Below are 25,062 nucleotides of genomic sequence, written 5' to 3' on the forward strand. Positions count from 1 at the left end.
AGTATTCGGGAGGTTCTGCGGAAAGCATTGGCCGATTGTTATTTAGGCTTCACATAGCTGTAATAACACGCCTAATATCGTTCTTGCGAATGCCGAATCGATCAGGAGTGCTCACTTGACGATTGCAGTGTCACCACAGGCTTTGCCGGCTCTAGTGCTGAATGCCGACTACAGGCCACTGAGTTATTATCCCTTGTCGCTATGGTCCTGGCAGGACGCGATCAAGGCCGTGTTCCTAGACCGCGTGAACATCGTCGCCGAGTACGAACACTCCGTTTCCTCGCCGAGCTTCTCGATGAGATTGCCGAGCGTGGTCTGCCTCAAGACCTACGTCCAGCCGTCCCGCAACCCCGCGTTTACCCGCTTCAACGTCTTCCTGCGCGACCGCTTCCAGTGCCAGTATTGCGGGACGCACGAAGACCTGACCTTCGACCACGTCATCCCCCGCTCGCATGGCGGCGAGACGACGTGGGAAAACGTGGTGGCGGCTTGTTCTCCCTGCAATCTCAGGAAGGGCAACAAGATGCCGAAGCAGGCGGGCATGATCCCGATCCAGAAGCCCTACAGGCCCTCGGTGGCCGACCTGCACAACAACGGCCGGCTGTTTCCGCCGAACTACCTGCATGAAAGCTGGATGGACTATCTCTACTGGGATTCCGAACTGCAGCCGTAAGCCTGGGTTCGCCAGTGCTCGTCAGGCGGTCTTGCGGAAGCCGATGAAGGCAATCGCGGCGAGCACGAGACTGGTGATGACGTTCATGTTCGCCATCGACAATCCGAAGATGCGAAGTGCTGCGACCGTGCAGGACGGGCCATGTTCCGAGCCGATCTGGGTCAAGAGGTCCGAGGCGCTGCCGGTGACGCTTGCTCCACCCGCCGAGCAGCTTGCCGGTCCTTCCCAGAAACCCCATTCGACGCCGGAATGATAGACGCCGAGGCCGGCGCCGACGATCATCATGATGGCAAGCAGGAGCAGAAGACCGCGCGTCACCGATGCCGGCAACTTGAACACGGCGGAGAGAACGGCCAGCACGCCGAGCGGTATGCCGAGATAGTATGGCTGGCGCTGGATCAGGCAGAGATGGCAGGGAATGTAGCCGCCGATGTGCTCGAAGGCGAGCGCCGATCCGATGACGGCGACCATTCCGGCGGTCAGCAGGGCAGCGGAGGATTTCAGGGTCAGCTTGTCGGCTATCATCGTTTCGATCGTCCGTTCAGAATACAAATTTTACCAGGTAGAAGCCGCCGAACAAAAGCACGACGAAAACCGTGAAAAGGATGCCGAGATACTTCTCGATGAACAGCCGGATCGGCTCACCGAAGCGGCTGAGCAGCCAGGCTACGAGGAAGAAGCGTGCGGCCCGGCCGATGATGCTGACGACGGTGAAGACCACGAAATTGAGACCCGTGGCGCCGGAGAAGATCGTCAGCACCTTGTACGGGAACGGTGTGACGGCGGCAAACAGCACGCCCCAGCCGCCCCAGGTGTTGTACCACTCGGCGATCTGCTCGAACGAGTTCTCCTTGCCGTAGAAAGCGAGGATCGGCTTGCCGATGCTCTCGAACAGGAACATGCCGATCGCATAGCCCAGGAAGGCGCCCAGTACCGAGCCGAGTGTGCAGATGACGGCCAGTCTTATCCAGCGCTGCGGTCTCGCAATCGTCAGCGGGATCAGCAGGACATCCGGCGGTATTGGAAAGACGGAGCTTTCGATGAAGGAGACGCCGAAAAGCGCCTTTTCCGCATGCTTCGTCGCAGACAGCGACATGGTCCAGTCGTAGAGGCGTCTCAGCATGGCCGTCCTTCTTGAAATATCGATGACCTTTTAGGGGGAGGCGTGATGCCTGTAAATCAGCCTTTTCCGCAGCCTTACGCTTTTCTCAAAAACTTTTCGTGAGCGGGAGAAATTGCGAAAATCACGGTTGACCCGGCCCTCGGCGTTCGTATAGTCCCGCTGAATTCCGCTTCGACCACGAAGCCGGATGCCCCATTGGCGGAATTGGTAGACGCGCTCGACTCAAAATCGAGTTCCGCAAGGAGTGCTGGTTCGACCCCGGCATGGGGCACCACAATTTTCTCTTCATGCTGCCGCAGCCCTTGGCTGCTTCGCTCCAGAGCGGGCGCCGGACGACCGGCGACGGCCACTTGGCCTTGCGAACCCTTCGGGTTCGAAGTTTGCCCGTTAGAGCACGCCACCTTTTCCCGGTCCCGCTTTTTTCTTGTTCATCGTTGCCGCGAAATGCTATTGCGGTGCAGCATTCTGGAACGCTGCCGATGAAACTGCCGCCCCGCAACAGCTATGATGACCTGATCCGTGATTTCGTCTGGGATATCCCGGCGGACTTCAACATGGGGCGGGCAATCAGCGATGCCTGGGCCGTCAGGGAGCCGGACCGGGTCTGTCTCCAGCATTTTTCGCCGGACGGCAACCATCTGTCGATGACCTACGGCGAACTCTCCGAGCAGTCCAACCGCTTTGCAAACGCCCTGCGCTCTCTTGGCGTCGTGCCCGGAGACCGGGTCGCGCTGCTCCTGCCGCAGAGCTTCGAGACGGTGGTCGCCCATGCGGCGATCTACAAGCTTGGCGCCATCGCGTTGCCGCTGGCGCTGCTCTTCGGCGCAGAGGCCCTGGAATACCGGCTGGCCTTTGCCGGTGCATCGGTCGTGGTCACCAATGATTTCGGCCATTCGCGGCTGAAGGCGATCCGCGATCGGCTGCCCGAGCTTAAGGACATCATCCTGACAGGCGATACGGCTGGTGAGGGCGCGCATGGCTTCGGGGCGCTGATTGCTTCGCAGCCGGCCGACTTCGATGGGCCGAGAACGGGGCCGGACGATCCGGCGCTGATGATTTTCACCTCCGGTACCACCGGCGCGCCGAAGGGCGCCCTGCACGGCCACCGCGTTCTGGCCGGGCACATTCCCGGCATCCAGTTCGCCCACCATTTCCTGCCGCAGCCGGGCGACCGGATGTGGACGCCGTCGGACTGGGCCTGGGCGGGCGGCCTGCTCAATGCGCTGATGCCGTGCCTGATGCTCGGGGTTCCTGTCGTCTCGTCGCCGGCGCAGAAGTTCGATCCGGACACCGCCTATCGCATCATGGCTGAGATGAAGGTGCGCAATGCCTTCATTCCGCCGACCGCGCTGCGCCTCTTGAAATCCGTCGAGGCGCCGCTCGACACCTATGATCTTCAGTTGCGCACGATCGGCTCGGCCGGCGAGAGCCTCGGGCGCGAGACCTATGAGTGGGCAAAGCGCGTGCTCGGCATCACGGTCAACGAATTCTACGGCCAGACCGAATGCAACTTCGTGATTTCCTCGGCTGCGGAACTGGGTGTGACACGTGCCGGACCGATCGGGCGGCCGGTGCCGGGTCATCATGTTGCGATAGTTGACGACGAGGGGCGCGAACTGCCGGCCGGCGCGACCGGGCAGATTGCGGTGAGGCGGCCCGACCCGGTGATGTTCCTCGGCTACTGGAGGGACGAGAAGGCGACGCGGGAGAAATTCATCGGCGACTGGATGCTGACCGGCGACCAGGGGCGCATGGATCGCGACGGCTACATCGAATTCTTCGGGCGCAACGACGATGTCATCACCTCGTCCGGCTACCGCATCGGGCCGAGCGAGATCGAGGACTGCCTGAGCGGGCACCCGGCCGTGCGGCTGTCCGCCGTCGTGGGCAAGCCGGACGCGGTTAGGACCGAAATCGTCAAGGCTTATGTGGTGCTGCGGGATGGCTACGAGCGAAGTGATGCGCTGGCGTACGAGCTATCCGATTGGGTGAAGCAGCGGCTTTCCATGCATGAATATCCGCGCGAAGTGACTTTCGTCGACGACCTGCCGATGACGACCACCGGCAAGATCATCCGCCGGCTGCTGCGCGATCAGGCGATGGTGGAAGGCGAGGCGGCGGAATAGCCGCCGCGCAGTTGCCTGCTATTCGGAGCCGCGGCCGCGTCGTGCCATCGACAGCAGTTTGTTGCGGATCATCCGGGCCACATTGCGGGTGCTCGCATACATGTGCAGCTGATTGGCGGCCTGGCGCAGATCGCGGTCGGCGTTCGGCCTGAGGCCGATCAGCAGCGTTCCCATCTCCTCGCGCTCCAGCCACATCCGGCTCATGATCGGATGGTCCGGCACCGCGCAGGAATCGGTGCGCTCGATGTTGGCGTCGTCGAGATGCCATTCGGTCAGCCGCATGACGAGGAGCTTGCCCGGTGAGAAGCGTGCGAGGCTCTCATCATAGGCCGTCTTCCAGGTGTAGGCTTCGCCGGACATGATGAAGACGATCATCGAGGCGATCGCCTTGCCATCGAGGTCGAGCGTGTGAATACGGACGGCGTCGATCTCGGCGAGATTGGTGATCGCCTCGCGGAAGAAGGCGGCGCCAAAGCGGTCGTTGGCCATGGCCGTGCGCTTCCGGCCCTTCCAGCCGCCGGCCTCCAGAGCCAGGAATTCTTCCATGCGCAACCGCACGTCCTGCCGCTGACGGGCGACATTGTAGGTGAGATCGCCTATCTCCTCCAGCTTGCGCCACTGCCGGCGCATTTCGCGCAGGTGTGCTGCGCTGACGGATCCCTGCAGATAGGTCTGGCCGTCCTCGTAGCTCTGCAGCATCGGGCGCAGCGACTTCTCCGTTGCCAGAACGGGCAGGTTCCGGCCGATTGCGATCGCCTTGAACAGGCTGGCTATCGGGCCGTTCAGCCGCAGATCGGGCAGGACCAGCACGCTCGGCAGGCCGGCGATCGGCGAGGAGAATGCCTCCAGCACGTTGTCGACGTTCTCGGCGGCATCTTCGGCATCGACCAGCGGCGTGCCCAGCGGGCCGAAGTGATTGGCCCAGGCGCGCATGATCGAGGGCCCAAGGGAAAATCCGGGCTTCTCGATCGAATAGGGCATCAGGAAGCGCAGACGGCTGCGGCGCTCGTCGTTATCGCGCATGACGGCGAGGCGAATGACCTTGTCCTCCAGCCGTGGCATGGCCGGGACGAGGAAGCGGGCGGAGAAGAAGATATTCGGTTCTGCCGACCGGTTCGACAGGAAGTCGAGTTCGCTCTGTAGATCATAGCCGACGGAAGCGGGGTAGAGGCACAGCTCGCGACCCGGGCGGCCGACGGCGAGGCTGATGTCGGCGGCAGGAAGCGGTTCCACGTCGGCCTTTCTAGCCGTGGCCGGATAGACGAGATCGACGGGAGGCTGGTTCGTAGGGTTTTGGGTCGTAGGCATTATGGGGCCTCCGGTTTGGGCTTGTCGGCCAACGGATCGGCGAAGACGAATAGACTGATGCCGAGCGCGTGGCGCACGGCTAAATGGAGCAAGACAGTTTCGACAAGAATGGCGCCGGTAGTGGCGACTGCGGCGCCAGTCAATCCCCAAAGCGGAATCAGTGTCATATTGAGAGCGATATTGACGACCAGTGCGCCGATATAGACCACGACGCAAGCCCTCTGGCGACCGGACATGGTCAGAAGGGATTCTGCCGGGCCGATCATGGATTTGAAAAGCGGGCCGAAGAACAGGATCACCATCAGCATGTAGCCTGCCGTAAAGGCCTGCCCGAAGAGCGAGAGGATCAGCTTTCCGACCATCAGCACGAAAATGCCGATGGCGAGCGACGGCCAGAAGGTCCAGCGCGCGGTCTCATTGGCGAAGCGTGCAAGGCCGGCGAGATCGTTGCGGGCAAACAGTGTCGAGAAGCGCGGGCCGGCGGCAGCCTTGACCGAGAAGAAGACGAACTGAACCAGCGCCATGGTCTTCGCGGCGGCGAAGTAGACCGCAACCTCGTTGGGCGGCAGGTAGATGCCGACGATGACGACGTCGGAATTGGTCAGCAGGAAGGAAAAGCCTTCGATGAAAAAGATCGGCAGGGCGACCTTGATCCATTGGCCGAAGTGGATGCTGTGGTCGCCTTTGAGGAAGCGCCTGCCGAGGCGGATGGTGACGACGACGAATTGCCCGACGGTCGTCACATAAGCGGCCGCCAGGGCGGCGACCATGGCCGTGACCGCCGTGCTCGGCTGGCCGAGCTTCACGGCAACGGCCATGAAAAGAATGATCAGCGTCGGACGAATGACGAAGGTCGGGCTCAGCGCATTGACGGGCCAGCGGTTGGCGCGCGCCGTGCCGTCCAGCACATCGCCGAGTGCGATCATGGGCAGCGCGAACAGTCCGAGGAACACGGGAGCAAGGTAGTAGGGCGGCAGCGAGTTTCCAAAGGCATGCAGGAAGGCCAGTCCGGCGCCCAGCAAGAGGCTTGAAGCCAAGAGTGCAAAGATGCGGGCCGTAAAGGCCACGCCGCGCACTTTCGCATTGTCTCCCGCCGCCTCGTATTCCGGCAGGAAACGGATGACCGCCGTGTTGAAACCAAGACAGGAGAAATCGCCGAAGGTGATCACCAGAACCCAGACGTAGACGAAAACGCCGTATTCGAACTCGCCCATCATGCGGGCGAGAATGATCTGGGATATGAAGGCGATGCCGGCGCTGACGACGCGGATTACGAAAGCGATCAACGCCATGCGCTGGGCGTGTGCGAGTTCATCTGTTCCGGTCAGCATGGCGGCAAGCTTCGCCGTGTGCGGTGCAGTGCGTGCACGCAAACGGGGAGGCAGCACTTTTTCGGCTGTTTCAATGACCGCCATGATCAAAACGCAATACCTGTGATCAAATGCAGAGGAACTTGTATTGTTGTATCGCCAACAGGGTTAAGAAAGGGTGAGGACGGAGCCTCAGGCGTCTCGCGGTGCCGCGCTGCCTGTTGGTTTTCGGCGGCTTGAAACCTATCTTGTTCTCATGAAACCAGAGGCACTTCTTCATCCGCAACCTGCCGGTCTCTACTGCCCCGACGGCGACTTCTACATCGATCCGGTGCGACCGGTCGCGCGGGCGCTGATCACCCATGGTCATTCTGATCACGCGCGTGCCGGCCATCAATCCGTCCTGGCGACCCGCCAGACGCTAGACATCATGCGGATCCGCTATGGTGATGGCTTTGCCGGGAGCGAGCAGCCGACGGCCCTTGGCGAGACGATCGAAATCGGCGGCGTGGCCGTCTCGTTCCATCCCGCCGGCCATGTGCTGGGGTCGGCGCAGATCGCGGTCGAGCGTGGCGGAACGCGGATCGTCGTTTCCGGCGACTACAAGCGCTCCCACGATCCAACCTGCCGGCCATTCGAGCCGGTGGCCTGCGACGTGTTCGTGACCGAGGCGACGTTTGCGCTACCGGTCTTCCATCATCCGGATCCGGTGGAAGAGATCGGCAAGCTACTGAAATCGCTGAGCACCTTCCCGGAGAGCACTCATCTCGTCGGGGCCTATGCGCTCGGCAAGGCACAGCGGGTGATCGCGCTCATACGCGAGGCCGGCTACGAGCCGCCGATCTATATCCACGGCGCGCTGCAGAAGCTCTGCGACTACTACGCCAGCGAGGGAATTGATCTCGGCGACCTGCGGCCGGCGACCGTGGAGGGGACGGACAGGCAGGCGTTTCGCGGCGCAATCGTCGTCGGACCGCCGGCGTCGTTTTCCGACCGCTGGGCGCGGCGGTTTTCCGATCCCATCGGCGCGTTCGCGTCCGGCTGGATGATGGTGCGTCAACGCGCCAAGCAGCGCGGCGTCGAATTGCCTCTGGTGATCTCCGATCATTGTGACTGGCCGGAGTTGACCGCGACCATTGCCGAGCTGAAGCCCGGCGAAGTCTGGGTAACCCACGGACGGGAGGAGGCGCTGGTGCGCTGGTGCGCACTGCAGGGCATTCGCGCCCGGCCGCTGCATCTCGTCGGCTACGAGGACGAGGGCGACTGATGAAGGCCTTTTCCGCCCTTCTCGACCGGCTTCTGCTGACGCCGCAGCGCAATGCCAAGCTCGCGCTTCTGGTCGACTATTTTCGCTCGACACCGGATCCCGATCGCGGCTATGCGCTCGCCGCACTGACCGGTACGCTCGACATTCACGCCGTCAAACCGGCCCTCCTCAAGGAACTGATCCTCGAACGGATGGACGAGGAACTGTTCCGCTATTCCTACGACTATGTCGGGGATCTGGCGGAGACGATTTCGCTCGCCTGGGAGAGCGGTGGCGAGGCGGCCGGCCCCGGCCAGAAGGCTCCGTCACTGTCTTCTGTCGTCGAGGAGATGAACAGTCTCGGGCGGACCGAGGTGCGGGCGCATGTCAGGGGGCTCCTCGACAGGCTCGACCCGTCCGGGCGCTATGCCTTCATCAAGCTCACTACCGGCGGGTTGCGCATCGGCGTTTCCGCGCGGCTCGCCAAGCAGGCCTTGGCGACTTTCGGGGCGGTGGAGGTGAGCGAGATCGAAACCCTCTGGCACGGGCTGCATCCGCCATATATCGACCTCTTCGTATGGCTGGAGGGGCGGGCGCAGAAGCCGGAGCTGGCGACGCCGGCCATCTTCCACTCGGTCATGCTCGCCAATCCGGTCGGCGAGGGCGATCTGGAAAAGCTCGATCCGGAAGACTACGCCGCCGAATGGAAATGGGATGGTATTCGCGTTCAGCTCTCAAGCGCAGGCAGCCGCCGAAAACTCTATTCGCGCAGTGGCGACGACATCTCCGATGCCTTTCCCGATATCCTCGAGGCCGTTGACTTCGAAGGCGTGATCGATGGAGAGCTCCTGATCGGCGGCACGGCCAGAACCAACCGGCCGACGCGAACCTTTTCCGACCTGCAGCAGCGCCTGAACCGCAAGACGGTAAGCGCCCGGATGACAACGGAATATCCGGCCTTCATTCGCGCCTATGACCTGCTGTTTTCCGGTGAGACGGACATAAGAGAGACGGCGTTTGCCGAGCGGCGTTCCCGCCTTGCCGATCTGATAGAGCGGGCGCAGCCGGAGCGCTTCGACCTTTCGCCGCTGGTCGATTTCTCGACATGGGGAGAGCTGGATCGCCTGCGCTCCGACCCGCCGGATCCGGTGATCGAGGGCGTCATGCTGAAGCGGTTCGACAGTTCCTACGCGCCCGGACGGGCAAAGGGTCCTTGGTTCAAATGGAAGCGGGATCCCTACAATGTCGACGCGGTGCTGATGTATGCCCAGCGCGGCCACGGCAAGCGCTCGAGCTACTATTCCGACTTCACCTTCGGCGTCTGGACGGATGATCCGGGCGTCGGCGAACTGGTTCCGGTCGGCAAGGCCTATTTCGGCTTCACCGATGCCGAACTCGAAGTGCTCGATCGGTTCGTCCGCAACAATACGGTCGATCGCTTCGGCCCGGTGCGGGCGGTTCGCGCGGAGCCGGATTTCGGTTTCGTCGTGGAGGTTGCGTTCGAAGGTATTGCGCGGTCGAAGCGGCACAAGTCGGGTGTGGCCATGCGCTTTCCCCGCATATCACGGCTTAGGACGGACAAACTGCCGGCAGAGGCGGATCGCCTGGAGACGCTGATGGCAATGATTGACGTCTGACGCTGCTCGACCGAAGTCGATATGGACGGGATACCTATCCGCGAGCTGCGTCTTCGAAGTTCATTGAGTACCGGAAATTTACGAAGTCGTCTGAATATATATCTTGAACAAGTTGAATATTATGGCTGTCATAGAAGGTCTCGAGCCTGTCGCGGGCTGATGTTATCTTTGTCGTTCCGGCCTCAACGGAGTGCGGCTTTGCAAAGGACTGTGCCCAGTCCGTGTTCAGGCCGCATTTTCTGAATAACACGTGCATCTCCTCGACGATGTTTTCAATCTTTCCGATGTGGCCATATTTCTCGATTGGCTGGAAAAGGAGATTGTATTGAGGCCAAAAATGCCGGTTGTGCGCTAGAACATCACTTTGAAGCGCTTCGAGAAATAATGTGAAACCCTCCCTGTTGTTCATCCCGAAGCCGGGAAGGCGATACCTTTCATGCCGCCCCCTGCCCACTTTATCGAGATAGCATGACAGGGCCCGCGTGTAGGGATTGCGAGATATCGCAAAGCTGAAGAGGTTGTCGTAGCGACTGGCTTCAATGAGAGAGACATTCATCGGGTTTCGGATTTGCTGCTTGAAGTCGGGACTGGCGGTGACGCCATTCTCCAACTCCAACAGCCTTGCCGCTATGGACGTGTTTCCACTTTTCTTGATCCTGTTGAAGCACAGGCCCAGCTTCGGAAAGAAAGCCACATGATCTTCGTCGTAAAAAATACGAAAATTCAGTGGCTTGGAAAGCAGTAGTGCTTTTGCGAATTGAAGTCTTATGCTTCTTCTACTCATCAATCCCGAACTGCTTAACCATTCCGTTCCCGCACGCATCTCACCGATCGACTCCATGAGATGTGGAGCCGATCATAATGTAGTGCCGCGAATAGTTAAAGTATTCTCAGATTGAAACTATCTCAGGCCTGCTCGAATGCACCGTGGCAGTGCTTGTATTTCTTGCCGGATCCGCAGGGGCAGGCCTCGTTGCGGCCGACCTTGCCCCAAGTTGCCGAATCGTTCGGATCGCGGTTTTCGGGAGCGACATAGAGAGCCGTCGTTTCTGCAGACGCCAGCGCGGGCTGCGTAAATTCATCTTCGCCAGACGTGGCATCCAGATGATGTGCTTCCATGGCCGGCAGTTCGGGGGCCGGTGCTTCGGCAGCCTGGCGGACGATCTCGACACGCATCAGCTGCGTGATCACGGCCTGGCGCAGGTTGGTGAGCAGCGCCGTGAAGAGTTCGAACGCTTCCTGCTTGTATTCCTGGAGCGGATCGCGCTGGGCGTAGCCGCGGAAACCGATGACGGAGCGCAGGTGATCGAGGTTGACGATGTGCTCGCGCCACAAATGGTCCAGCGTCTGCAGCACGACGGAGCGCTCGACATAGGTCATGACCTCGGGACCGAAGCGCTCGGCGCGGTCGGCGGCGGCCTTGTCGGTAGCCTCGGTCACGCGGGCGAGAATGTCGTCTTCCGCGATCCCGTCTTCCTTGACCCACTCCTCGACCGGCAGGTCGAGGTTGAGAACATTCTCGATTTCGGCCTTCAGGCCCTTCACATCCCACTGCTCGGCATAGGCCCGCTCCGGAATGTGACGGCTGATCATCGCTTCGATGACTTCCTGGCGCATGTCGGTGACGGTTTCGGAGATGTCGTCCGCGTCCATCAACTCGACGCGCTGCTCGAAGACCACCTTGCGCTGGTCGTTGAGCACGTCGTCATATTTCAGCAGGTTTTTACGAATGTCGAAGTTGCGTGCCTCGACCTTCTTCTGCGCGCGCTCGAGCGCCTTGTTGATCCACGGATGGACGATCGCCTCACCGTCCTTCAGGCCGAGCTTCTGGAGCATGCTGTCCATGCGCTCGGAACCGAAGATGCGCATCAGGTCGTCCTGAAGCGAGAGATAGAACTTCGAGCGTCCCGGGTCGCCCTGGCGACCGGCGCGACCGCGCAGCTGGTTGTCGATGCGGCGGCTTTCGTGACGTTCGGTGGCGATGATGTAGAGACCGCCGGCGGCCAGCGCCTGCTGCTTGAGCTGCTTGACCTCTTCCTTGATCGCGGCCGCCTTGGCGTCGCGCTCAGGGCCCGGCTCCATGTCGGCCAGGTCGCGCTCAAGGCGCATCTCGAGATTGCCGCCGAGCTGGATGTCGGTACCGCGGCCGGCCATGTTGGTGGCGATCGTGACGGCACCGGGAACGCCGGCCTGCGAAACGATGTAGGCTTCCTGCTCGTGGTAGCGGGCATTGAGCACGCTGAAGTCGGAAAAGCCTGATTTCTTCAGGAGCGTGGCCAGCAGTTCGGATTTCTCGATCGAGGTCGTGCCGACGAGGACCGGCTGGCCCTTGGCGTTGGCGGCCTTGATCTCGGTGATGATGGCCTGGTATTTTTCTTCCGCCGTCCGGTAGACTTCGTCGTCCTCGTCGATACGGGCGATCGGCAGGTTGGTGGGGACTTCCACGACTTCAAGCCCATAGATGTCGCCGAATTCTTCCGCTTCCGTCGATGCCGTACCGGTCATGCCGGCCAGCTTGTCGTACATGCGGAAGTAGTTCTGGAAGGTCACCGAGGCCAGCGTCTGGTTTTCCGGCTGGATCTGGACGTGTTCCTTGGCTTCGAGCGCCTGGTGCTGGCCTTCCGAATAACGGCGGCCCGGCATCATGCGGCCGGTGAACTCGTCGATGATGACGATCTCGTCGTTGCGGACGATGTAGTCCTTGTCGCGCTGGAACAGCTTGTGCGCCTTCAGCGCGTTGTTCAGGTGGTGGACGATGGCGACGTTCTCGATGTCGTAAAGGGTCTCGCCCTTCAGCATGCCGGCATCGCGCAGCAGGTTTTCAAGCTTCTCCATGCCGTCTTCGGAGAAGTTGGCGGAACGCTGCTTTTCGTCGATTTCGTAGTCGCTTGGGACCAGTTCCGGAATGAACTTGTCGATGGTGTTGTAGAGATCGGAGCGGTCGTCCAGCGGGCCGGAGATGATGAGCGGCGTGCGCGCTTCGTCGACCAGGATCGAGTCGACTTCGTCGACGATCGCATAGTTGTGGCCGCGCTGGACCATCTGGGCGCGGTCGAACTTCATGTTGTCGCGCAGATAGTCGAAGCCGAGCTCGTTGTTGGTGGCGTAGGTGATGTCGCAGGCATAGGCCTGGCTGCGCTGTTCGTCATCGAGACCGTGGACGATGACGCCCGTGCTCATGCCGAGAAAGCCGTAGAGGCGGCCCATGGTGGCGGAGTCGCGGCTGGCGAGATAGTCGTTGACGGTGACGACGTGCACGCCCTTGCCGGCGAGCGCATTGAGATACACCGGAAGCGTGGCCACCAGCGTCTTGCCTTCGCCAGTCTTCATTTCGGCGATCGAGTTTTCGTGCAGGATCATGCCGCCGATCAGCTGTACGTCAAAAGGCCGCAGGCCAAGAACGCGCTTTGACGCTTCGCGGACGACCGCGAAGGCCGGAACGAGGATGTCGTCGAGCGTCTTTCCGGCTGCGAGCTGCTCCTTGAACTCGGCCGTCTTGGCCTTGAGCTGCTCGTCGGAGAGGGACTGCATTTCGCTTTCCAGCGCAGTGATCGCAGCCACCTTCGGCTGGTAGGCGCGAATGCGGCGATCATTGGCTGATCCGAAGATTTTGCGGGCTAATCCGCCGAAGCTGACCATCGAATGGCCCTTTCCTTGACTGTATTTCGTTCGCCGAAAATTGCGGCAAATCGGTGTAAATCGCCCGGAACTCTTCTGGACGCGAGGTTGCGTGACAGATAAGAGGGGGGGCAAATGATGTCAACGGGACAGGCGGGCCGATAAAGGCCACATTTGACTGTTCATGACGATTTTCGCCCGGTTTCGCATATGTGCTCCTCGAAGTCCGGGACAATAGGGAAAGGCCTGTTCATGCTCAGCACTCGGAAATTCGCAGCGGCCGCAATCGCTGCATTCATGTTGTCCCACGCCGCGGCTTTTGCCGAAGATGCCAAGGACAAGGTCGTCGCCAAGGTCGGCGATCTGGAAATCTACCAGTCGGAACTCGATCTCGCCGTCGCCAACCTGGATCCGCAGCTCGCCAAGCTGCCGCCCGAGCAGAAGGAAGTCGCAGCCCTTTCCGGCGCGATCGACCTCAAGCTCCTCGCCGGGAGCGCCATGGCCGAAGGTCTGGAAAACGACGCCGACTTCAAGATGCGCATGCGCTATCTGAAGGATCGCGAGCTTCACAACACCTATTTCCAGAAGCATGTCGTCGACGCCGTCACCGATGATGAGGTCAAGGCGCGCTACGATAAGGAAATCGCGGCAATGCCGAAGCAGGAGGAGGTGCATGCGCGTCATATCCTGCTGAAGACCGAAGACGAGGCGAAGGCTGTGATTGCCGAGCTCGACAAGGGCGCCGATTTCGTCACGCTGGCGAAGGAAAAGTCCAACGATCCCGCAAAGAGCGAAGGTGGCGATCTTGGCTGGTTCACCAAGGGCCGCATGGTTCCGGAATTCGAAGAGGTGGCATTCTCGCTGCCGGTCGGCACCTACACGAAGACGCCGGTGAAGACGCAGTTCGGCTATCACGTCATCAAGGTCGAGGAAAAGCGCGACGTCGCTCCGCCGCCGCTCGATCAGGTCAAGGATCAGGTTCGCCAGCTGGTGATGCGTGACAAGTACGTCGCGCTGTTGCAGGAAGCCAAGGACAAGACCAAGGTCGACATTCTCGACGAGACCCTGCGCAAGGGCTACGAGGACGCCAACAAGGCGCCCGAGGCTACCGAGCCGACGAAGTAAAAGACTGACACCGCCCGCCGGGTCTCAGCGATCCGGCGGGCTTGCCCCGATTTGCATCAACCCGCTCTTTCCCAGGATCATTTGGCCATGTCCGGAACCGTTTCGCCGCTCGCTCCGAAATCCTTTCCTGAAATGCCCGCGCTTCGCGGTGTGCGCATGGCGACCGCTGCCGCAGGTATCAAGTACAAGGGCCGAACCGATGTCCTGTTGATGCTGTTCGATGAGCCTGCCGCCGTTGCCGGCGTCTTTACGCGTTCCAAGTGCCCGTCGGCCCCGGTCGACTTCTGCCGTGCCAATTTGCCGCACGGCGTGGCTCGGGCCGTAGTCGTCAATTCCGGCAATGCGAACGCATTTACCGGCAAGAAGGGCCGCGAGGCGACCGCCCTGACCGCCAAATCGGCTTCCGAAGCCGTCGGCTGCAGCGAGAGCGAGGTCTTCCTTGCCTCGACAGGCGTGATCGGTGAGCCGCTGAAGGCGGAAAAATTTGCCGGCGTGCTGTCCGACATGGCAGGTGCGGCCACGGGCGATTTCTGGCAGGAAGCGGCCAAGGCAATCATGACCACGGATACGTTTCCGAAGGTCGCGACCCGGACGGCGAAGATTGGCGGTGTCACGGTCACGATCAACGGCATCGCCAAGGGCGCCGGCATGATTGCGCCGGACATGGCGACGATGCTGTCCTTCGTTGCTACCGACGCCGACATCGAAGCGTCGGCATTGCAGGCTCTGCTCTCCGACGGCGTCGGCCCGACATTCAATTCCGTAACGGTCGACAGTGATACCTCGACCTCCGACACTCTGATGCTGTTTGCGACCGGTGCGGCCGCTGCTGATGGCCAGACGAAGATTACGGATGCATCCGATCCCGCGCTCGGCGAGTTCCGTACGGCGCTGAACGATCTCCTGAAGGACCTTGCCCTGCAGGTGGTCTGTGACGGCGAGGGCGCGACCAAGCTGCTTGAAGTCAACGTCACCGGCGCCGAGAGCGATGCTGCCGCGAAGCGGATTGCACTTTCGATTGCCAATTCCCCGCTCGTCAAGACGGCTGTCGCCGGCGAGGATGCCAACTGGGGCCGCGTCGTCATGGCTGTCGGCAAGGCCGGCGAGGCTGCCGATCGCGACCGTCTCGCCATCTGGTTCGGCGACGTCCGCGTCGCCGTCGACGGTGAGCGCGACGCAGATTATTCCGAGGAAGCGGCCTCGGCCGTCATGAAGCAGCAGCGTATCAAGGTCCGCGCCGATCTGGGTATCGGTTCGGGTTCGGCGACCGTGTGGACCTGCGATCTCACCAAGGAATATGTCGCCATCAATGGCGACTACCGGAGTTGATCTCTTTCGATGTGGAATACCCCTGCCGTGGCCTCTGACGTCAATCCAAACCTGCCGCTTGTCCGCCGTCTCGAAGCGGTCGGTTTTCGGGCCTGGCCGGCTGCCGACATCCGCTATGACGGAAGCTGGCAGTTGCGCATGACAGCAGGGCATCCGAGCCGGCGGGCCAACTCGCTCGTCCCGCTGGACCCGCGCGACATACGGGATATTGCCGGTCGTCTCTCGCAGGCCCGTGACATGTTCACCAAGGCCGGCCGCCGGTTTGCCATCAAGGAAACGCCGCTCTGCCCGCCCCAGCTGGTCGCTCTTCTGGAGCAACAGGGCTTCAAGCCGGAAGGCGAGACCTCCGTCCAGACCGCGAACATCGCGGGTATGGATCTCGGTAACGGCCAGGACCACCTGCCGAGCCATGACATCGAGCGCTTTGTGGAGGCCTGCCTTGCCGTGGAACCGGACAAGGGGGCGTCGCGCGACGCTCTGGTCCGGCTGTTCAGTGCGATCGAGCCGGAAGCCGGCCTGTTCTTCATTGAGGACGAGGTCGAGGGGCCCCGGGCGGTTGCGCTCTGCATCCACGACAATGATCTTGCCGGCATCCAGCAGGTTGCGGTTGTCAAGCACCTGCGGCGCCAAGGGCTGGCGACGGAAATCCTGTCCTCGGCCCTCCTCTGGGCGAAGCTGCGCGGCGCGCGGCAGGCCTGGCTGCAAGTGGAAGCTGCCAACGACCCCGCCAAGGCGCTCTATCGCGGCTTCGGGTTCAAGGAAGCCTATCGTTACCGCTATTGGGTGAAGGACTGATCGCGCATGTCTGCCACGCCTCGCAAGATCCTGCTCGTTGCCGCCTGTGCGCTCATCGATGCCGACGGCCGCATTCTTCTGACCCAGCGCCCCGAGGGCAAGGCGCTTGCAGGACTGTGGGAGTTTCCCGGCGGCAAGGTCGAGCCGGGCGAGACGCCGGAGGAAACCCTGATCCGCGAGCTGGATGAGGAAATCGGCGTGACCACGAAAGTCGCCTGCCTTGCGCCGCTGACCTTTGCCAGCCACACCTACGACGATTTCCACCTGCTGATGCCGCTCTATGTCTGCCGCCGCTACGAGGGCGTCGCCCATGGCCGCGAGGGGCAGGCGCTCAAATGGGTGAAGCCGCAGGCCCTGCGCGACTATCCGATGCCGCCGGCAGATGAGCCGCTCATCCCCTTCCTCCTGGATCTGCTTTAACGTCGGTCATTTCGGGGTGGAAGCTTCGTTCTGCGTTCGAACTTCTTCCGGTACGGCATCATCATGATGGCCGATCCCGTAACCGCGCTTCCGAACGTCAATGCGAGCGGTGCCGAAATCATGAAAGCGGCAAGGTAAGGCGTCTGCGAGCGGAAGATGTGCGTGCCGAGGCCGCCGACATCCGTGGCGATCAGAACCGCAGCAACGAGTATGCCGAGGACCATGCCGAAGGCCGCGTTCAGCCCCAGAAACCACAGCATTTCGCGGTGATCCTGACGGGCCTCTTCGGGAGTCAGGCGGTCGTCATTCTGGTCGGCGTCGTCCATCGCGAACTTCTCCGGGTGAAGGCCATCCTGACCTTGGCCTTCGAAGCTTAAACCTGCGGGCGGGGGAGGTCGAGTCCCGCCCGCAGGTCCGTCTCGCCTATTCGCCGAGTGCCGGCGCAAGCGTGGCGTTCTTCGGTTCGGTGTCGTCGAGCGGATCCGCCTTCTCATGAACCGGCAGGCGGACGTCCTTCAGCAGAAGAGCCAGCACAAAGCTCAACGCGAACAGGATGGCGCCGAAATTGTAGACCCAGCCAAACGCATCGGTGAAGACATCGACGACCATGACATAGACGTCATGAGGAAGCGCCTGCATGGCCTCCGGGGTCATCTCCTTGACGGGCGCAGGAAGGCTGGCGACGACGTCCTGCGGCAGGCGACCCTGGAAGTATCCGAGCCCGGCATTCAAGAGGCCGCCATTGACCGCCAGGCCAAAGGAGGCACCGATCATCCGTGCGAGGTTGATCGCACCGGTCGCGGCTCCGACCTGGTGGTGCGGGGCGGCGTTCTGGATGGCCGTCATCAGTGTCTGCATCTGCAGGCCGATGCCGGAGGCGAAGAAGAACATCAGCGGCGCGATCAGCCATATGGGCGTCGCGGCGCTCACCTGGCTGAACAGGATGAGGGTGACGGTTCCCAACGCCATCGCGATGACCGGGAAGATCTTGTAGCGCCCGGTTCTTGACACGATGATGCCGGATGTCACTGAGGCGATCAGCGAGCCGGTCGAAGGTGCGATGAACAGGAGCCCCGCATATGCCGGCGGCAGGCCGGTCACCGTCTGCAGGAACAGGGCGAAATAATTGAGCAGGCCCAGCGTGCAGACGCCGACGACGACGGAAATCGCCAGCGACAGCGCGATCGTCCTGTTGGTGAAGAGTGAGAGCGGCAGCATCGGCTCTTCGGCCTTCGTCTCGGCAAAAATAAAGCCGACGAGCGCGAGCACTGCGACGATGGGCATGCCGACATAGAGCGCGGTCGACATGGAGCCCGAGACCGCTTCTTCCGTCCAGTAAACGATGGCGGTCACGCTGACGGCGAGCAGCAGACCGCCGAGATAATCGATTGCAGGCCGTTTCGTGCTGAGGTTGGCCGGCATGGCGAATGCCAGGACCGCGGCCACGAGAATGCCGATCGGAAGGTTGATCAGAAAGACGTATTCCCAGCCGATCGACTGGGCGATCAGGCCTCCGGAGGCGGGCCCGGTGAGGCTTGCGAGCGTGAAGACGATCGTCGAATAGCCCTGGTATTTCGCCCGCTCACGCGGTTCGAAGAGGTCGGCGATAATGGCGAAGGCGGTGGTCATGAGGCCGCCGCCGCCAAGGCCCTGCAGAACGCGGGCAGCGATGAGGCTCTCCATCGACCAGGCAAGGCCGCAGGCGAGCGACCCGATCGTGAAGATGGTGATGGCGGCGATGGAAATGGTCTTGCGACCGAAGAGGTCGCCAAGCTTGCCATAGAACGGCGTGACGGCTGCCGTGGCGAGCAGGTAGGAGGCTCCGACCCAGCCGAAAAGGTCAAGATTGCCAAGGTCATCGGCGATTGTCGGAAGCGCTGTCGCAACGATTTGCATGTCCAGGACGGCCATGAACATCGAGGCCAGAGCCGCGATGTAGATGACGTGGCGCCGCCGGGAGGAAAGGGCTTGAGTATTCATCGGGGAACCTTATTTGAAGAACGCGCAATTTATATGTCTGTAGCATTTATATGTAAATGGCATATATTTACATTTTGCCTGCATATGCGTGATGCATATTCTTGACCGATGTCCGACGGGTGTCATAATGAGAGTGGAACAGGCGGGAAACAAGGAGATTGGACGGTCATTGGCGGCAGATCAGAAAGACTTATGCGGGCGTGATCTGCGTGTGGGCCGGTACAGGCAGAACGGCCTGTCGGAAGACGCCGCAGGCGCAGCCGTGATGATCGATGACACGCTTTCCGTTATCCGCCGGTCGATGATCCGCCGGCAGGTGGCCCGCAAGGCGATCGAACATCTTTCACTCGACATCGATGTCCCCCAACTTGAGGTCGTCCACACGGTCGGATCCGCTGCGTGCATGCCGGATTCCGGAGAAGTGACGGTGGGCACCATTGCCGAACGGCTGGCGATCGACCCGTCGCGAGCAAGCCGGCTGGTCGCGGAGGTGGTCGAGCGAGGCCTGTTGCGCCGGGTCGCCTCGCAGGGAGACGCCCGCCGAATCTGCCTGGAACTGACGGAGACCGGGCAGGCCTATCTGGATGCCATTTTCGATTACAAGGCGATCATGTTTTCCCAGGCCGTGCGGGACTGGGATGACGAGGATCTGGTCACCTTCGCGCGGTTGTTCAAGAAGTACAGCAGCTGGATCGAAAAGGAAGGAACGGACCTCGGTGAGGCGACCGCCCGTGTGGAGGCGCTGGTCGACAGCCTAAAGCGTCGGGGCGTCGAAACGTAGGCTGCATGCCTGGTGGCAGATGCAGACAAAATCCGGTCGCCGCGCTAATCTGCCAGTATGGACACGCAGCATCTTTCCGAGCGGACGTCGGTGCCGTCCTCGATTGCAGCCTACATCCGGTCCCACTGGCGCGGCGAGCAGGGGCTTTGGTGGTCCTTTGCCGTCAACCTCGTGCTGCTTCGGGCCCTCATCTTTCTCGCCCAATGGCTGCTGCGTCCCGCGAAGGGCGACGACTATTTCGACGGTCGCATCGCAGTGTTCCTGCTGATGTTCCTGTTCCATGGTGTGGTGCTGGTCTGGCAGGTGGTCGGTGTCTTCCGGGCCGGCGAAGCCCATATCCGAAGCAACGGATCCATCGCCGCGCATTGGGGCGCGCAGCTCGGTGTCATCATCGCTTTCTGGCTGACGATCTCCTATGCCTTCGAGGCCTGGCAAACGACCATCTACATCCCCAAGGGCGAAAGCTTTGCCGCGCGGATGGAGCGCGAACGCATGAGCCGATACCAGATGATCGTGGACGACGAGGCCGGCGTGGTATCTCTGGTCGGGTCGATCGAGTTGAATGCGACCCGGCGTATGCGGGAACTCCTTGAAGGCCATCCTGGAATCAAGACCGTCACGCTCGCCAGCGAAGGCGGAAACATCTTCGAGGCCAGAGGTCTTGCGAAGCTGATCCGCGAACGCGGCATCGACACGCGGGTGGACGGGGACTGCACGTCCGCCTGTACGATCATCTTCATCGGCGGAGCGCAGCGGATCATCGGGCCCGGCGGACGGCTCGGATTTCATCAATACCGCGTTGACGCGCAATACGTCGTCCTGGGCAATGATCCCGCAAAGGAACAGGAAAAGGATCGCGGCCTCTATGGCGAGGCGGGTGTTGCACCCGCCTTCCTGTCGCAGATGTTTGCCAAGGGTGCGGCCGACATGTGGTTTCCGACGACGGCTGAATTGCTGGACGCGGGAGTGGCGACGGGCACCGGCCAGTGACACCGCGTGACGGCAGGGCCCCGGATCACATTTTATTTTCTCTTTCGAAGCGTCGTTAACAGAACTTTTATCACCCGTTGCGATATTGGACGCAAGTTATGCGTTGGCAGGACAAGGGTGCCGAAAGTGACAGATGACGAACTCTGGAGAACGATCAGGGATGAGAAGCAGTTCTCCGCCAAGACCTATCGTACCGGCGCTCTGAATTTCGCCCTGCTGTTCGGGATTGCCGTCGTGGCGCTCTCGCTCATCCTGACGCCCATGTTGTCGAAGTCGACAGGGCCGTTCTACGCGAGCATCCAGGATCCTTACGACAATATCACGACCGGCTCTATCAAGAAGTCCGATAACAACGGCCGCACCTACACGCTGCGCCGCAGCGTTCTGCTGGACTCGCCGGGATCTGTTTGCGTCCTGGGGGATGGCGATGCATCGGACGGTTGCTGACAGGCGGGGTGTTTCCTTCTAACCAATGAGTGCTGAAAAAGGGTCGCGACTGTGGAGTTTCTGATTGCTCTTCTCAAGGATCGTCGCGGCGCCACCGTCGTTGAGTACGGCCTCCTCGCCACGCTCATTTCCGCTGGCCTCATCGGTGGTCTTGAGCTCTTCTCAGATGGTCTGGGCAACGTCTTCTCGACAGTGTCGAATGCCATTACCAACGCGGGCTGATGTCCCTTTGCTTCACCTCTAGATCTTGATCTCCTGCGTTTTCAGCGCGTCGGCCAGGCGTACCTTGGCGCTGCCGGGTTTCAACGGCTTCTGCTGGTTTTCGTGTGGCGCCCAACCTGCCAGATAGACGATCGAGAAGGTCGCCCGGATGCGGCCATCCGGGTCCGAGAACCGCTCGGCATAGATTTCAGCGGCCCGGACCAGCGTTTCCCGCCGGAGAGGCTTGCGGCTTCTGCCGACAAGCGGATTGGTCATTCCCATTGCCCTCAAGTCCCGCATCAGCCCGAACATGGTGTCGTAGCGCACCGTGTAGTTTTCCGTGTCGGCGACCGGAAGAGCGAAGCCGGCCCGCTGCAATAGGGCACCCAGATCCCGCACGTCGGCAAAGGGAATGACCCTGGGGCTGGCACCGCCGGTCTTCTCGGATTCTGCTGCCAGAAACGCCTCGCGCAGTTCCTGCAATGTGCCCGAACCCGGAACGGCGGCGAGGAACAGGCCGTCCGGCTTCAGCGCGCGGCGGATCTGGATGAACACGCCCGGCGTGTCGTTCGTCACATGCAGGGAGAGAGGGGAGACGATCAGGTTGACGGATTGCGGTTCCAGCGGCACTGCGTCGAGCGGTGCGACGAGGATATCTTCACCGGGAGCGGCAAACAATGCCGACGTCTCGACGCGCCGGATGTGACCGACCTTTCCGGTGCCGGCGAGCATCTGCGCCGTGACGCCACTTCCCCCGTGCAGTTCCACAGCCTCCTCGAATTGCCGCTCGACCGCCCCCAGCCGGCCCGCCAGTTCTTCCGCCGCGATATCGAGCAGAAAGGTCGCCGGTCCCTCGGAGAGGTTTTTCGCCCGTTCGCGATTGCGCGCGATCAGCGCCTGGTCGAAGATTGGGTCCATGGTTCTGCCTGCCGTCTCTTGAAGTTGGTGCTTCGCTTTGGGCCCTGGCTTGCGCTATTGTCAAGCTCATGCTTGGAGCGTCCATTCTTCGCGGCCTGTCATCACTGTCCGGCATGACATTGCCGGTGCGCCGGTTCGTCGCCGATCTGGCCTTCCCGCCATGCTGCGCGGTTTGCGGTGCGGGCAGCGGCGATCACGGCGCGCTTTGCGCCGGCTGCTGGGCCAGCATCCGCTTCATCGACCGGCCCTATTGCGAGGTGATGGGCACGCCGTTTTCCTATGATCCTGGCCCTGGCATTCTCTCCGCGGAAGCGATCGCCAACCCGCCCGTGTTCAACCGGTTGCGGTCCGCGGCCCTTTACGAAGGTAGTGTGCGCGAGCTTGTCGGCAATCTGAAATACCGCGATCGCATCGATCTCAGCCGCATGATGGCGGCGTGGATGCAAAGGGCAGGTGGCGACGCACTGGCCCAAGCGGATGCGATTTTGCCCGTGCCGCTGCACCGCCAGCGGCTGATGTCGCGCAAGTTCAATCAGTCGGCGGAACTCGCCCGGCAGATCGCCGCCGGAACCGAAAAAGTCTTCTTGCCTGCAAGCCTCATCCGCAAAAAGAAGACGGCGCAGCAGGTCGGCCTCGGGCTCAAGGCGCGCGAGGACAATGTCCGAGGCGCTTTCGCGATGGCGCCCGGGCACGAACTGGATGTCGCCGGTCTGCGCGTCGTGCTTGTCGACGATGTCTATACGACCGGGGCGACAGTCGCTTCAGCCACGCGCGTCCTGAAGAAGGCCGGTGCGACCGACGTGACGGTCCTCACCTTTGCAAGGGCGCTGGACGGGCCTATATGACAATCAGACGGAATTCTTTTCAGGTGGTCTCCCTGCCACCCCATTGGAGTACATGATGGCCTCGGTTACGATCTACACACGGCAGCTCTGCGGCTTTTGCTCGCGGGCAAAGTCCCTTCTTGAAAAGAAGGGCGTCGCCTATGTCGAGCATGATGCGACCTTCTCTCCGGATCTGCGCAAGGAAATGATCCAGAAGGCGAACGGCCGTGCGACGTTCCCGCAAATCTTCATCAACGACGAGCATGTCGGCGGCTGCGACGACCTGCATGCGCTCGATGCCGCCGGCAAGCTCGACGCCATGCTGGCCGCCTGAAGCAGGGAAGGGCTGATCCGATGACTGTGAAGGTGGCTGCAATCCAGATGTGCTCCGGTGTCGATCCGGAAAAGAACGCAAGCGACATGGCGCGGCTCGTGCGAGAGGCGGCCGCCCATGGCGCCGTCTACGTTCAGACGCCCGAAATGACCGGCGCCGTGCAGAAGAGCAGGCCGGCGCTGATGGCTGTCCTTAAGGACGAAGCCAATGATCTGATCGTCAAGACGGCGCGTTCGCTGGCGTCCGAACTCGGCATCCACGTCCATGTCGGCTCCACTGCCATCGCTCTCGATGACGGCAAGATCGCCAATCGCGGCTTTCTGTTCGCGCCAGATGGCGAACTGGTGTGCCGCTACGACAAGATTCACATGTTTGACGTCGATCTCGACAATGGCGAGAGCTGGCGCGAGAGCGCAGTCTATCGTCCGGGCGAGACGGGGCTCGTTGCTTCGCTTCCCTTCGGCAACATGGGCTTTGCGATCTGCTACGATGTCCGCTTCCCGCATCTGTTCCGCTCGGAAGCGATGGCCGGCGCCGATATTCTGACGGTCCCGGCTGCCTTCACCCGCCAGACGGGAGAGGCGCATTGGGAAATCCTGTTGCGCGCCCGCGCCATCGAGAACGGCGCGTTCCTGATCGCCGCCGCGCAGGCCGGTCTACACGAGGACGGACGCGAGACGTTCGGGCACTCGATGATCATCGACCCGTGGGGCAAGGTTCTGGCGTCCGCCGGCGGCACGGGTGAGGGAATCGTGCTTGCCGAAATCGATCTCGCCGATGTAAAGGCGGCGCGCGCGAAAATACCGAACCTCAAGAACGGGCGGGACTTTTCGATGCAAACCGCTGGCAATGGTTCGAAAGGCGAGGCTGCAGCTTGATCCACTATTCCCTGATCTGTGACGAGGCGCATACATTCGAGGGCTGGTTTTCCAGCAGCGGTGATTTCGACCGGCAGGTGGAGCTCGGCCTTGTGTCCTGTCCCACCTGCGGCTCTGTCGCCGTCTCGAAATCGTTGATGGCGCCTTCCGTCTCGACGGCGCGGAAGAAGGAAGACAGGCAGGCGCTGGCAACGAATGCCGTGCAGCAGGCCGCCTACGCAAAACTCAAGGAAGCCATCGCCGAGATCAAGTCGAAGTCCGAGGACGTCGGAACCCGGTTCCCGGAGGAAGCCCGTAAGATTCACTACGGCGAGGCCGAGGCGCGCGGCATCATCGGCCAGGCGAAGGCCGAGGAGGTGCGGTCGCTGCTGGAGGAAGGCATCGAGGTCGCACCGCTGCCCGTGCTGCCGGATGACGCGAACTAGGTCGATGCGGCTTGCGATCTATAACTTCGGTCTTTTTCGAGCAAGCTATGACTCGGATCTAGTTGAAGGCTTTCGCCTACGCGAACCTTTCAATTTTGCTGCTGCTGAGGCTGCGGAAGGGTTTGTCGGTCGCTCAGGGTATGAAGGCGAGACCGGTCCCGCTTGCTGGGGACCTCAAGTCTTTCCTCGGTTCATAAAGGGCAGCGGGTTTGAGACTGCGCCGTCCTCGCTTTCCCTTTGGACAAGTCTGGAAGCGCTGATGGCATTCACCTATTCGGGTGTTCACGCCGATGCGTTGAAGCATGCCCGCATCTGGCAGGTGGAAAAAGCCTGGCCCGCTTTGGTTTTGTGGTGGGTGCCCAAAGATCGTTTGCCGACATGGGCGGAGGGCGTCGAGCGTTTCGAACATCTTCACGACCACGGGCCGAGCCCGCATGCGTTCCATTTCAAGAAGCCATACGACTGCGAGGGGCAGGACGCCGTTTTGAAGCGGGACCGGGTCCGCGAGATGTCCGCTCGGAACATCGAACGCCAACGCGACATGCTGACCGCAGTCGGAAAGCTCAAAGTCTGA

26 protein-coding genes and 1 tRNA gene are annotated in these 25,062 nt (G+C 61.5%); 18 read left to right on the top strand and 9 right to left on the bottom strand.

Translation table 11 applies throughout. The features are described 5' to 3' along the window. Window positions 1-115: 115 nt before the first annotated feature. Window positions 116-673, top strand: a complete 558-nt coding sequence (locus ACU5AZ_RS14755; protein WP_446823102.1) for an HNH endonuclease — start codon at window positions 116-118, stop codon at window positions 671-673. Window positions 674-694: 21 nt separating this feature from the next. On the opposite strand, the gene ACU5AZ_RS14760 is transcribed toward ACU5AZ_RS14755, so the two are convergent. Continuing rightward, entirely contained in the window at window positions 695-1,198 is a 504-nt protein-coding gene (locus ACU5AZ_RS14760; RefSeq protein ID WP_446823103.1) for a disulfide bond formation protein B, read from the bottom strand. 16 nt (window positions 1,199-1,214) lie between these two features. Then, complete coding sequence (locus tag ACU5AZ_RS14765) at window positions 1,215-1,796, bottom strand: YqaA family protein (RefSeq protein ID WP_446823104.1); 582 nt, start codon at window positions 1,794-1,796, stop codon at window positions 1,215-1,217. A 189-nt stretch (window positions 1,797-1,985) separates the two neighbouring features. Here ACU5AZ_RS14765 and ACU5AZ_RS14770 point away from each other — a divergent pair. Then, window positions 1,986-2,070 (top strand) — tRNA-Leu (locus ACU5AZ_RS14770). A 205-nt stretch (window positions 2,071-2,275) separates the two neighbouring features. After that, entirely contained in the window at window positions 2,276-3,922 is a 1,647-nt protein-coding gene (locus ACU5AZ_RS14775) for an AMP-binding protein (protein ID WP_446823105.1), read from the top strand. 18 nt (window positions 3,923-3,940) lie between these two features. On the opposite strand, the gene ACU5AZ_RS14780 is transcribed toward ACU5AZ_RS14775, so the two are convergent. Both ACU5AZ_RS14780 and ACU5AZ_RS14785 read right to left on the bottom strand, forming a co-directional pair. Next, the gene (locus ACU5AZ_RS14780) at window positions 3,941-5,230 is read right to left on the bottom strand and encodes a GNAT family N-acetyltransferase (protein ID WP_446823106.1); all 1,290 of its coding nucleotides are present in this window, start codon (window positions 5,228-5,230) and stop codon (window positions 3,941-3,943) included. Next, entirely contained in the window at window positions 5,230-6,645 is a 1,416-nt protein-coding gene (locus ACU5AZ_RS14785; protein ID WP_446823107.1) for a lipopolysaccharide biosynthesis protein, read from the bottom strand. The genes ACU5AZ_RS14780 and ACU5AZ_RS14785 overlap by 1 nt, the downstream gene beginning before the upstream one ends. Window positions 6,646-6,796: 151 nt before the next feature. On the opposite strand from ACU5AZ_RS14785, the gene ACU5AZ_RS14790 reads away from it, so the two are divergent. Then, window positions 6,797-7,807 carry a ligase-associated DNA damage response exonuclease gene (locus ACU5AZ_RS14790; protein WP_446823108.1) on the top strand — a complete coding sequence of 337 codons (1,011 nt, stop codon included), beginning with the start codon at window positions 6,797-6,799 and terminating at the stop codon, window positions 7,805-7,807. After that, window positions 7,807-9,423, top strand: a complete 1,617-nt coding sequence (locus ACU5AZ_RS14795) for a cisplatin damage response ATP-dependent DNA ligase (protein WP_446823109.1) — start codon at window positions 7,807-7,809, stop codon at window positions 9,421-9,423. The genes ACU5AZ_RS14790 and ACU5AZ_RS14795 overlap by 1 nt, the downstream gene beginning before the upstream one ends. A gap of 34 nt (window positions 9,424-9,457) precedes the next feature. On the opposite strand, the gene ACU5AZ_RS14800 is transcribed toward ACU5AZ_RS14795, so the two are convergent. Next, window positions 9,458-10,264 (bottom strand): sulfotransferase family 2 domain-containing protein, encoded by an 807-nt coding sequence (locus ACU5AZ_RS14800; RefSeq protein WP_446823110.1) that lies wholly within the window; start codon window positions 10,262-10,264, stop codon window positions 9,458-9,460. A gap of 65 nt (window positions 10,265-10,329) precedes the next feature. Next, a complete protein-coding gene (secA, locus tag ACU5AZ_RS14805) occupies window positions 10,330-13,062 on the bottom strand; it encodes a preprotein translocase subunit SecA (RefSeq protein ID WP_446823111.1) in 2,733 nt (910 codons plus the stop codon). A gap of 231 nt (window positions 13,063-13,293) precedes the next feature. Between secA and ACU5AZ_RS14810 the strand changes: the two genes are divergently transcribed. The 4 genes from ACU5AZ_RS14810 to mutT all read left to right on the top strand — a co-directional run bounded on the left by ACU5AZ_RS14810 (window position 13,294) and on the right by mutT (window position 16,710). Next, complete coding sequence (locus ACU5AZ_RS14810; protein WP_446823112.1) at window positions 13,294-14,166, top strand: peptidylprolyl isomerase; 873 nt, start codon at window positions 13,294-13,296, stop codon at window positions 14,164-14,166. 87 nt (window positions 14,167-14,253) lie between these two features. Then, window positions 14,254-15,495 (top strand): bifunctional glutamate N-acetyltransferase/amino-acid acetyltransferase ArgJ, encoded by a 1,242-nt coding sequence (gene argJ / locus ACU5AZ_RS14815; protein WP_446823113.1) that lies wholly within the window; start codon window positions 14,254-14,256, stop codon window positions 15,493-15,495. A 27-nt stretch (window positions 15,496-15,522) separates the two neighbouring features. Next, entirely contained in the window at window positions 15,523-16,290 is a 768-nt protein-coding gene (locus ACU5AZ_RS14820; protein WP_446823114.1) for a GNAT family N-acetyltransferase, read from the top strand. 6 nt (window positions 16,291-16,296) lie between these two features. Continuing rightward, window positions 16,297-16,710, top strand: coding sequence for an 8-oxo-dGTP diphosphatase MutT (gene mutT, locus ACU5AZ_RS14825; RefSeq protein WP_446823115.1), 414 nt, complete (start codon window positions 16,297-16,299; stop codon window positions 16,708-16,710). Here the strand turns inward: mutT and ACU5AZ_RS14830 are convergent. Together ACU5AZ_RS14830 and ACU5AZ_RS14835 are read right to left on the bottom strand one after the other, a co-directional pair. Further along, window positions 16,707-17,036, bottom strand: a complete 330-nt coding sequence (locus ACU5AZ_RS14830) for a hypothetical protein (protein ID WP_446823116.1) — start codon at window positions 17,034-17,036, stop codon at window positions 16,707-16,709. The genes mutT and ACU5AZ_RS14830 overlap by 4 nt on opposite strands. 97 nt (window positions 17,037-17,133) lie before the next feature. Beyond that, entirely contained in the window at window positions 17,134-18,690 is a 1,557-nt protein-coding gene (locus ACU5AZ_RS14835; RefSeq protein WP_446823117.1) for an MDR family MFS transporter, read from the bottom strand. 211 nt (window positions 18,691-18,901) lie between these two features. On the opposite strand from ACU5AZ_RS14835, the gene ACU5AZ_RS14840 reads away from it, so the two are divergent. From ACU5AZ_RS14840 to ACU5AZ_RS14855, 4 genes are all read left to right on the top strand, one after another. Continuing rightward, entirely contained in the window at window positions 18,902-19,471 is a 570-nt protein-coding gene (locus ACU5AZ_RS14840) for a MarR family winged helix-turn-helix transcriptional regulator (protein ID WP_446823118.1), read from the top strand. Window positions 19,472-19,528: 57 nt separating this feature from the next. Continuing rightward, window positions 19,529-20,461 (top strand): hypothetical protein, encoded by a 933-nt coding sequence (locus ACU5AZ_RS14845; protein WP_446823119.1) that lies wholly within the window; start codon window positions 19,529-19,531, stop codon window positions 20,459-20,461. Window positions 20,462-20,587: 126 nt separating this feature from the next. Continuing rightward, a complete protein-coding gene (locus ACU5AZ_RS14850; protein ID WP_446823120.1) occupies window positions 20,588-20,908 on the top strand; it encodes a hypothetical protein in 321 nt (106 codons plus the stop codon). 51 nt (window positions 20,909-20,959) lie between these two features. Continuing rightward, entirely contained in the window at window positions 20,960-21,130 is a 171-nt protein-coding gene (locus tag ACU5AZ_RS14855) for a Flp family type IVb pilin (RefSeq protein ID WP_446823121.1), read from the top strand. A gap of 18 nt (window positions 21,131-21,148) precedes the next feature. On the opposite strand, the gene ACU5AZ_RS14860 is transcribed toward ACU5AZ_RS14855, so the two are convergent. After that, window positions 21,149-22,027 carry a methyltransferase domain-containing protein gene (locus tag ACU5AZ_RS14860; protein ID WP_446823122.1) on the bottom strand — a complete coding sequence of 293 codons (879 nt, stop codon included), beginning with the start codon at window positions 22,025-22,027 and terminating at the stop codon, window positions 21,149-21,151. A gap of 113 nt (window positions 22,028-22,140) precedes the next feature. Here ACU5AZ_RS14860 and ACU5AZ_RS14865 point away from each other — a divergent pair, with 113 nt between their 5' ends. From ACU5AZ_RS14865 to ACU5AZ_RS14885, 5 genes are read left to right on the top strand one after another with little or no spacing between them, the layout of a single operon-like run. Beyond that, window positions 22,141-22,872, top strand: coding sequence for a ComF family protein (locus tag ACU5AZ_RS14865; RefSeq protein WP_446826017.1), 732 nt, complete (start codon window positions 22,141-22,143; stop codon window positions 22,870-22,872). Window positions 22,873-22,927: 55 nt separating this feature from the next. Beyond that, window positions 22,928-23,185: a glutaredoxin 3 gene (grxC, locus tag ACU5AZ_RS14870; RefSeq protein WP_446826018.1), complete on the top strand. Its 258-nt coding sequence runs from the start codon at window positions 22,928-22,930 to the stop codon at window positions 23,183-23,185. Between the two features lie 20 nt (window positions 23,186-23,205). Continuing rightward, window positions 23,206-24,063, top strand: a complete 858-nt coding sequence (locus tag ACU5AZ_RS14875) for a carbon-nitrogen hydrolase family protein (RefSeq protein WP_446823123.1) — start codon at window positions 23,206-23,208, stop codon at window positions 24,061-24,063. Continuing rightward, the gene (locus ACU5AZ_RS14880) at window positions 24,060-24,488 is read left to right on the top strand and encodes a DUF1178 family protein (RefSeq protein WP_446823124.1); all 429 of its coding nucleotides are present in this window, start codon (window positions 24,060-24,062) and stop codon (window positions 24,486-24,488) included. The genes ACU5AZ_RS14875 and ACU5AZ_RS14880 overlap by 4 nt, the downstream gene beginning before the upstream one ends. Window positions 24,489-24,492: 4 nt before the next feature. Beyond that, complete coding sequence (locus ACU5AZ_RS14885; RefSeq protein ID WP_446823125.1) at window positions 24,493-25,062, top strand: DUF3291 domain-containing protein; 570 nt, start codon at window positions 24,493-24,495, stop codon at window positions 25,060-25,062.

The sequence above is a fragment of the Rhizobium sp. PAMB 3182 genome (assembly GCF_052908355.1).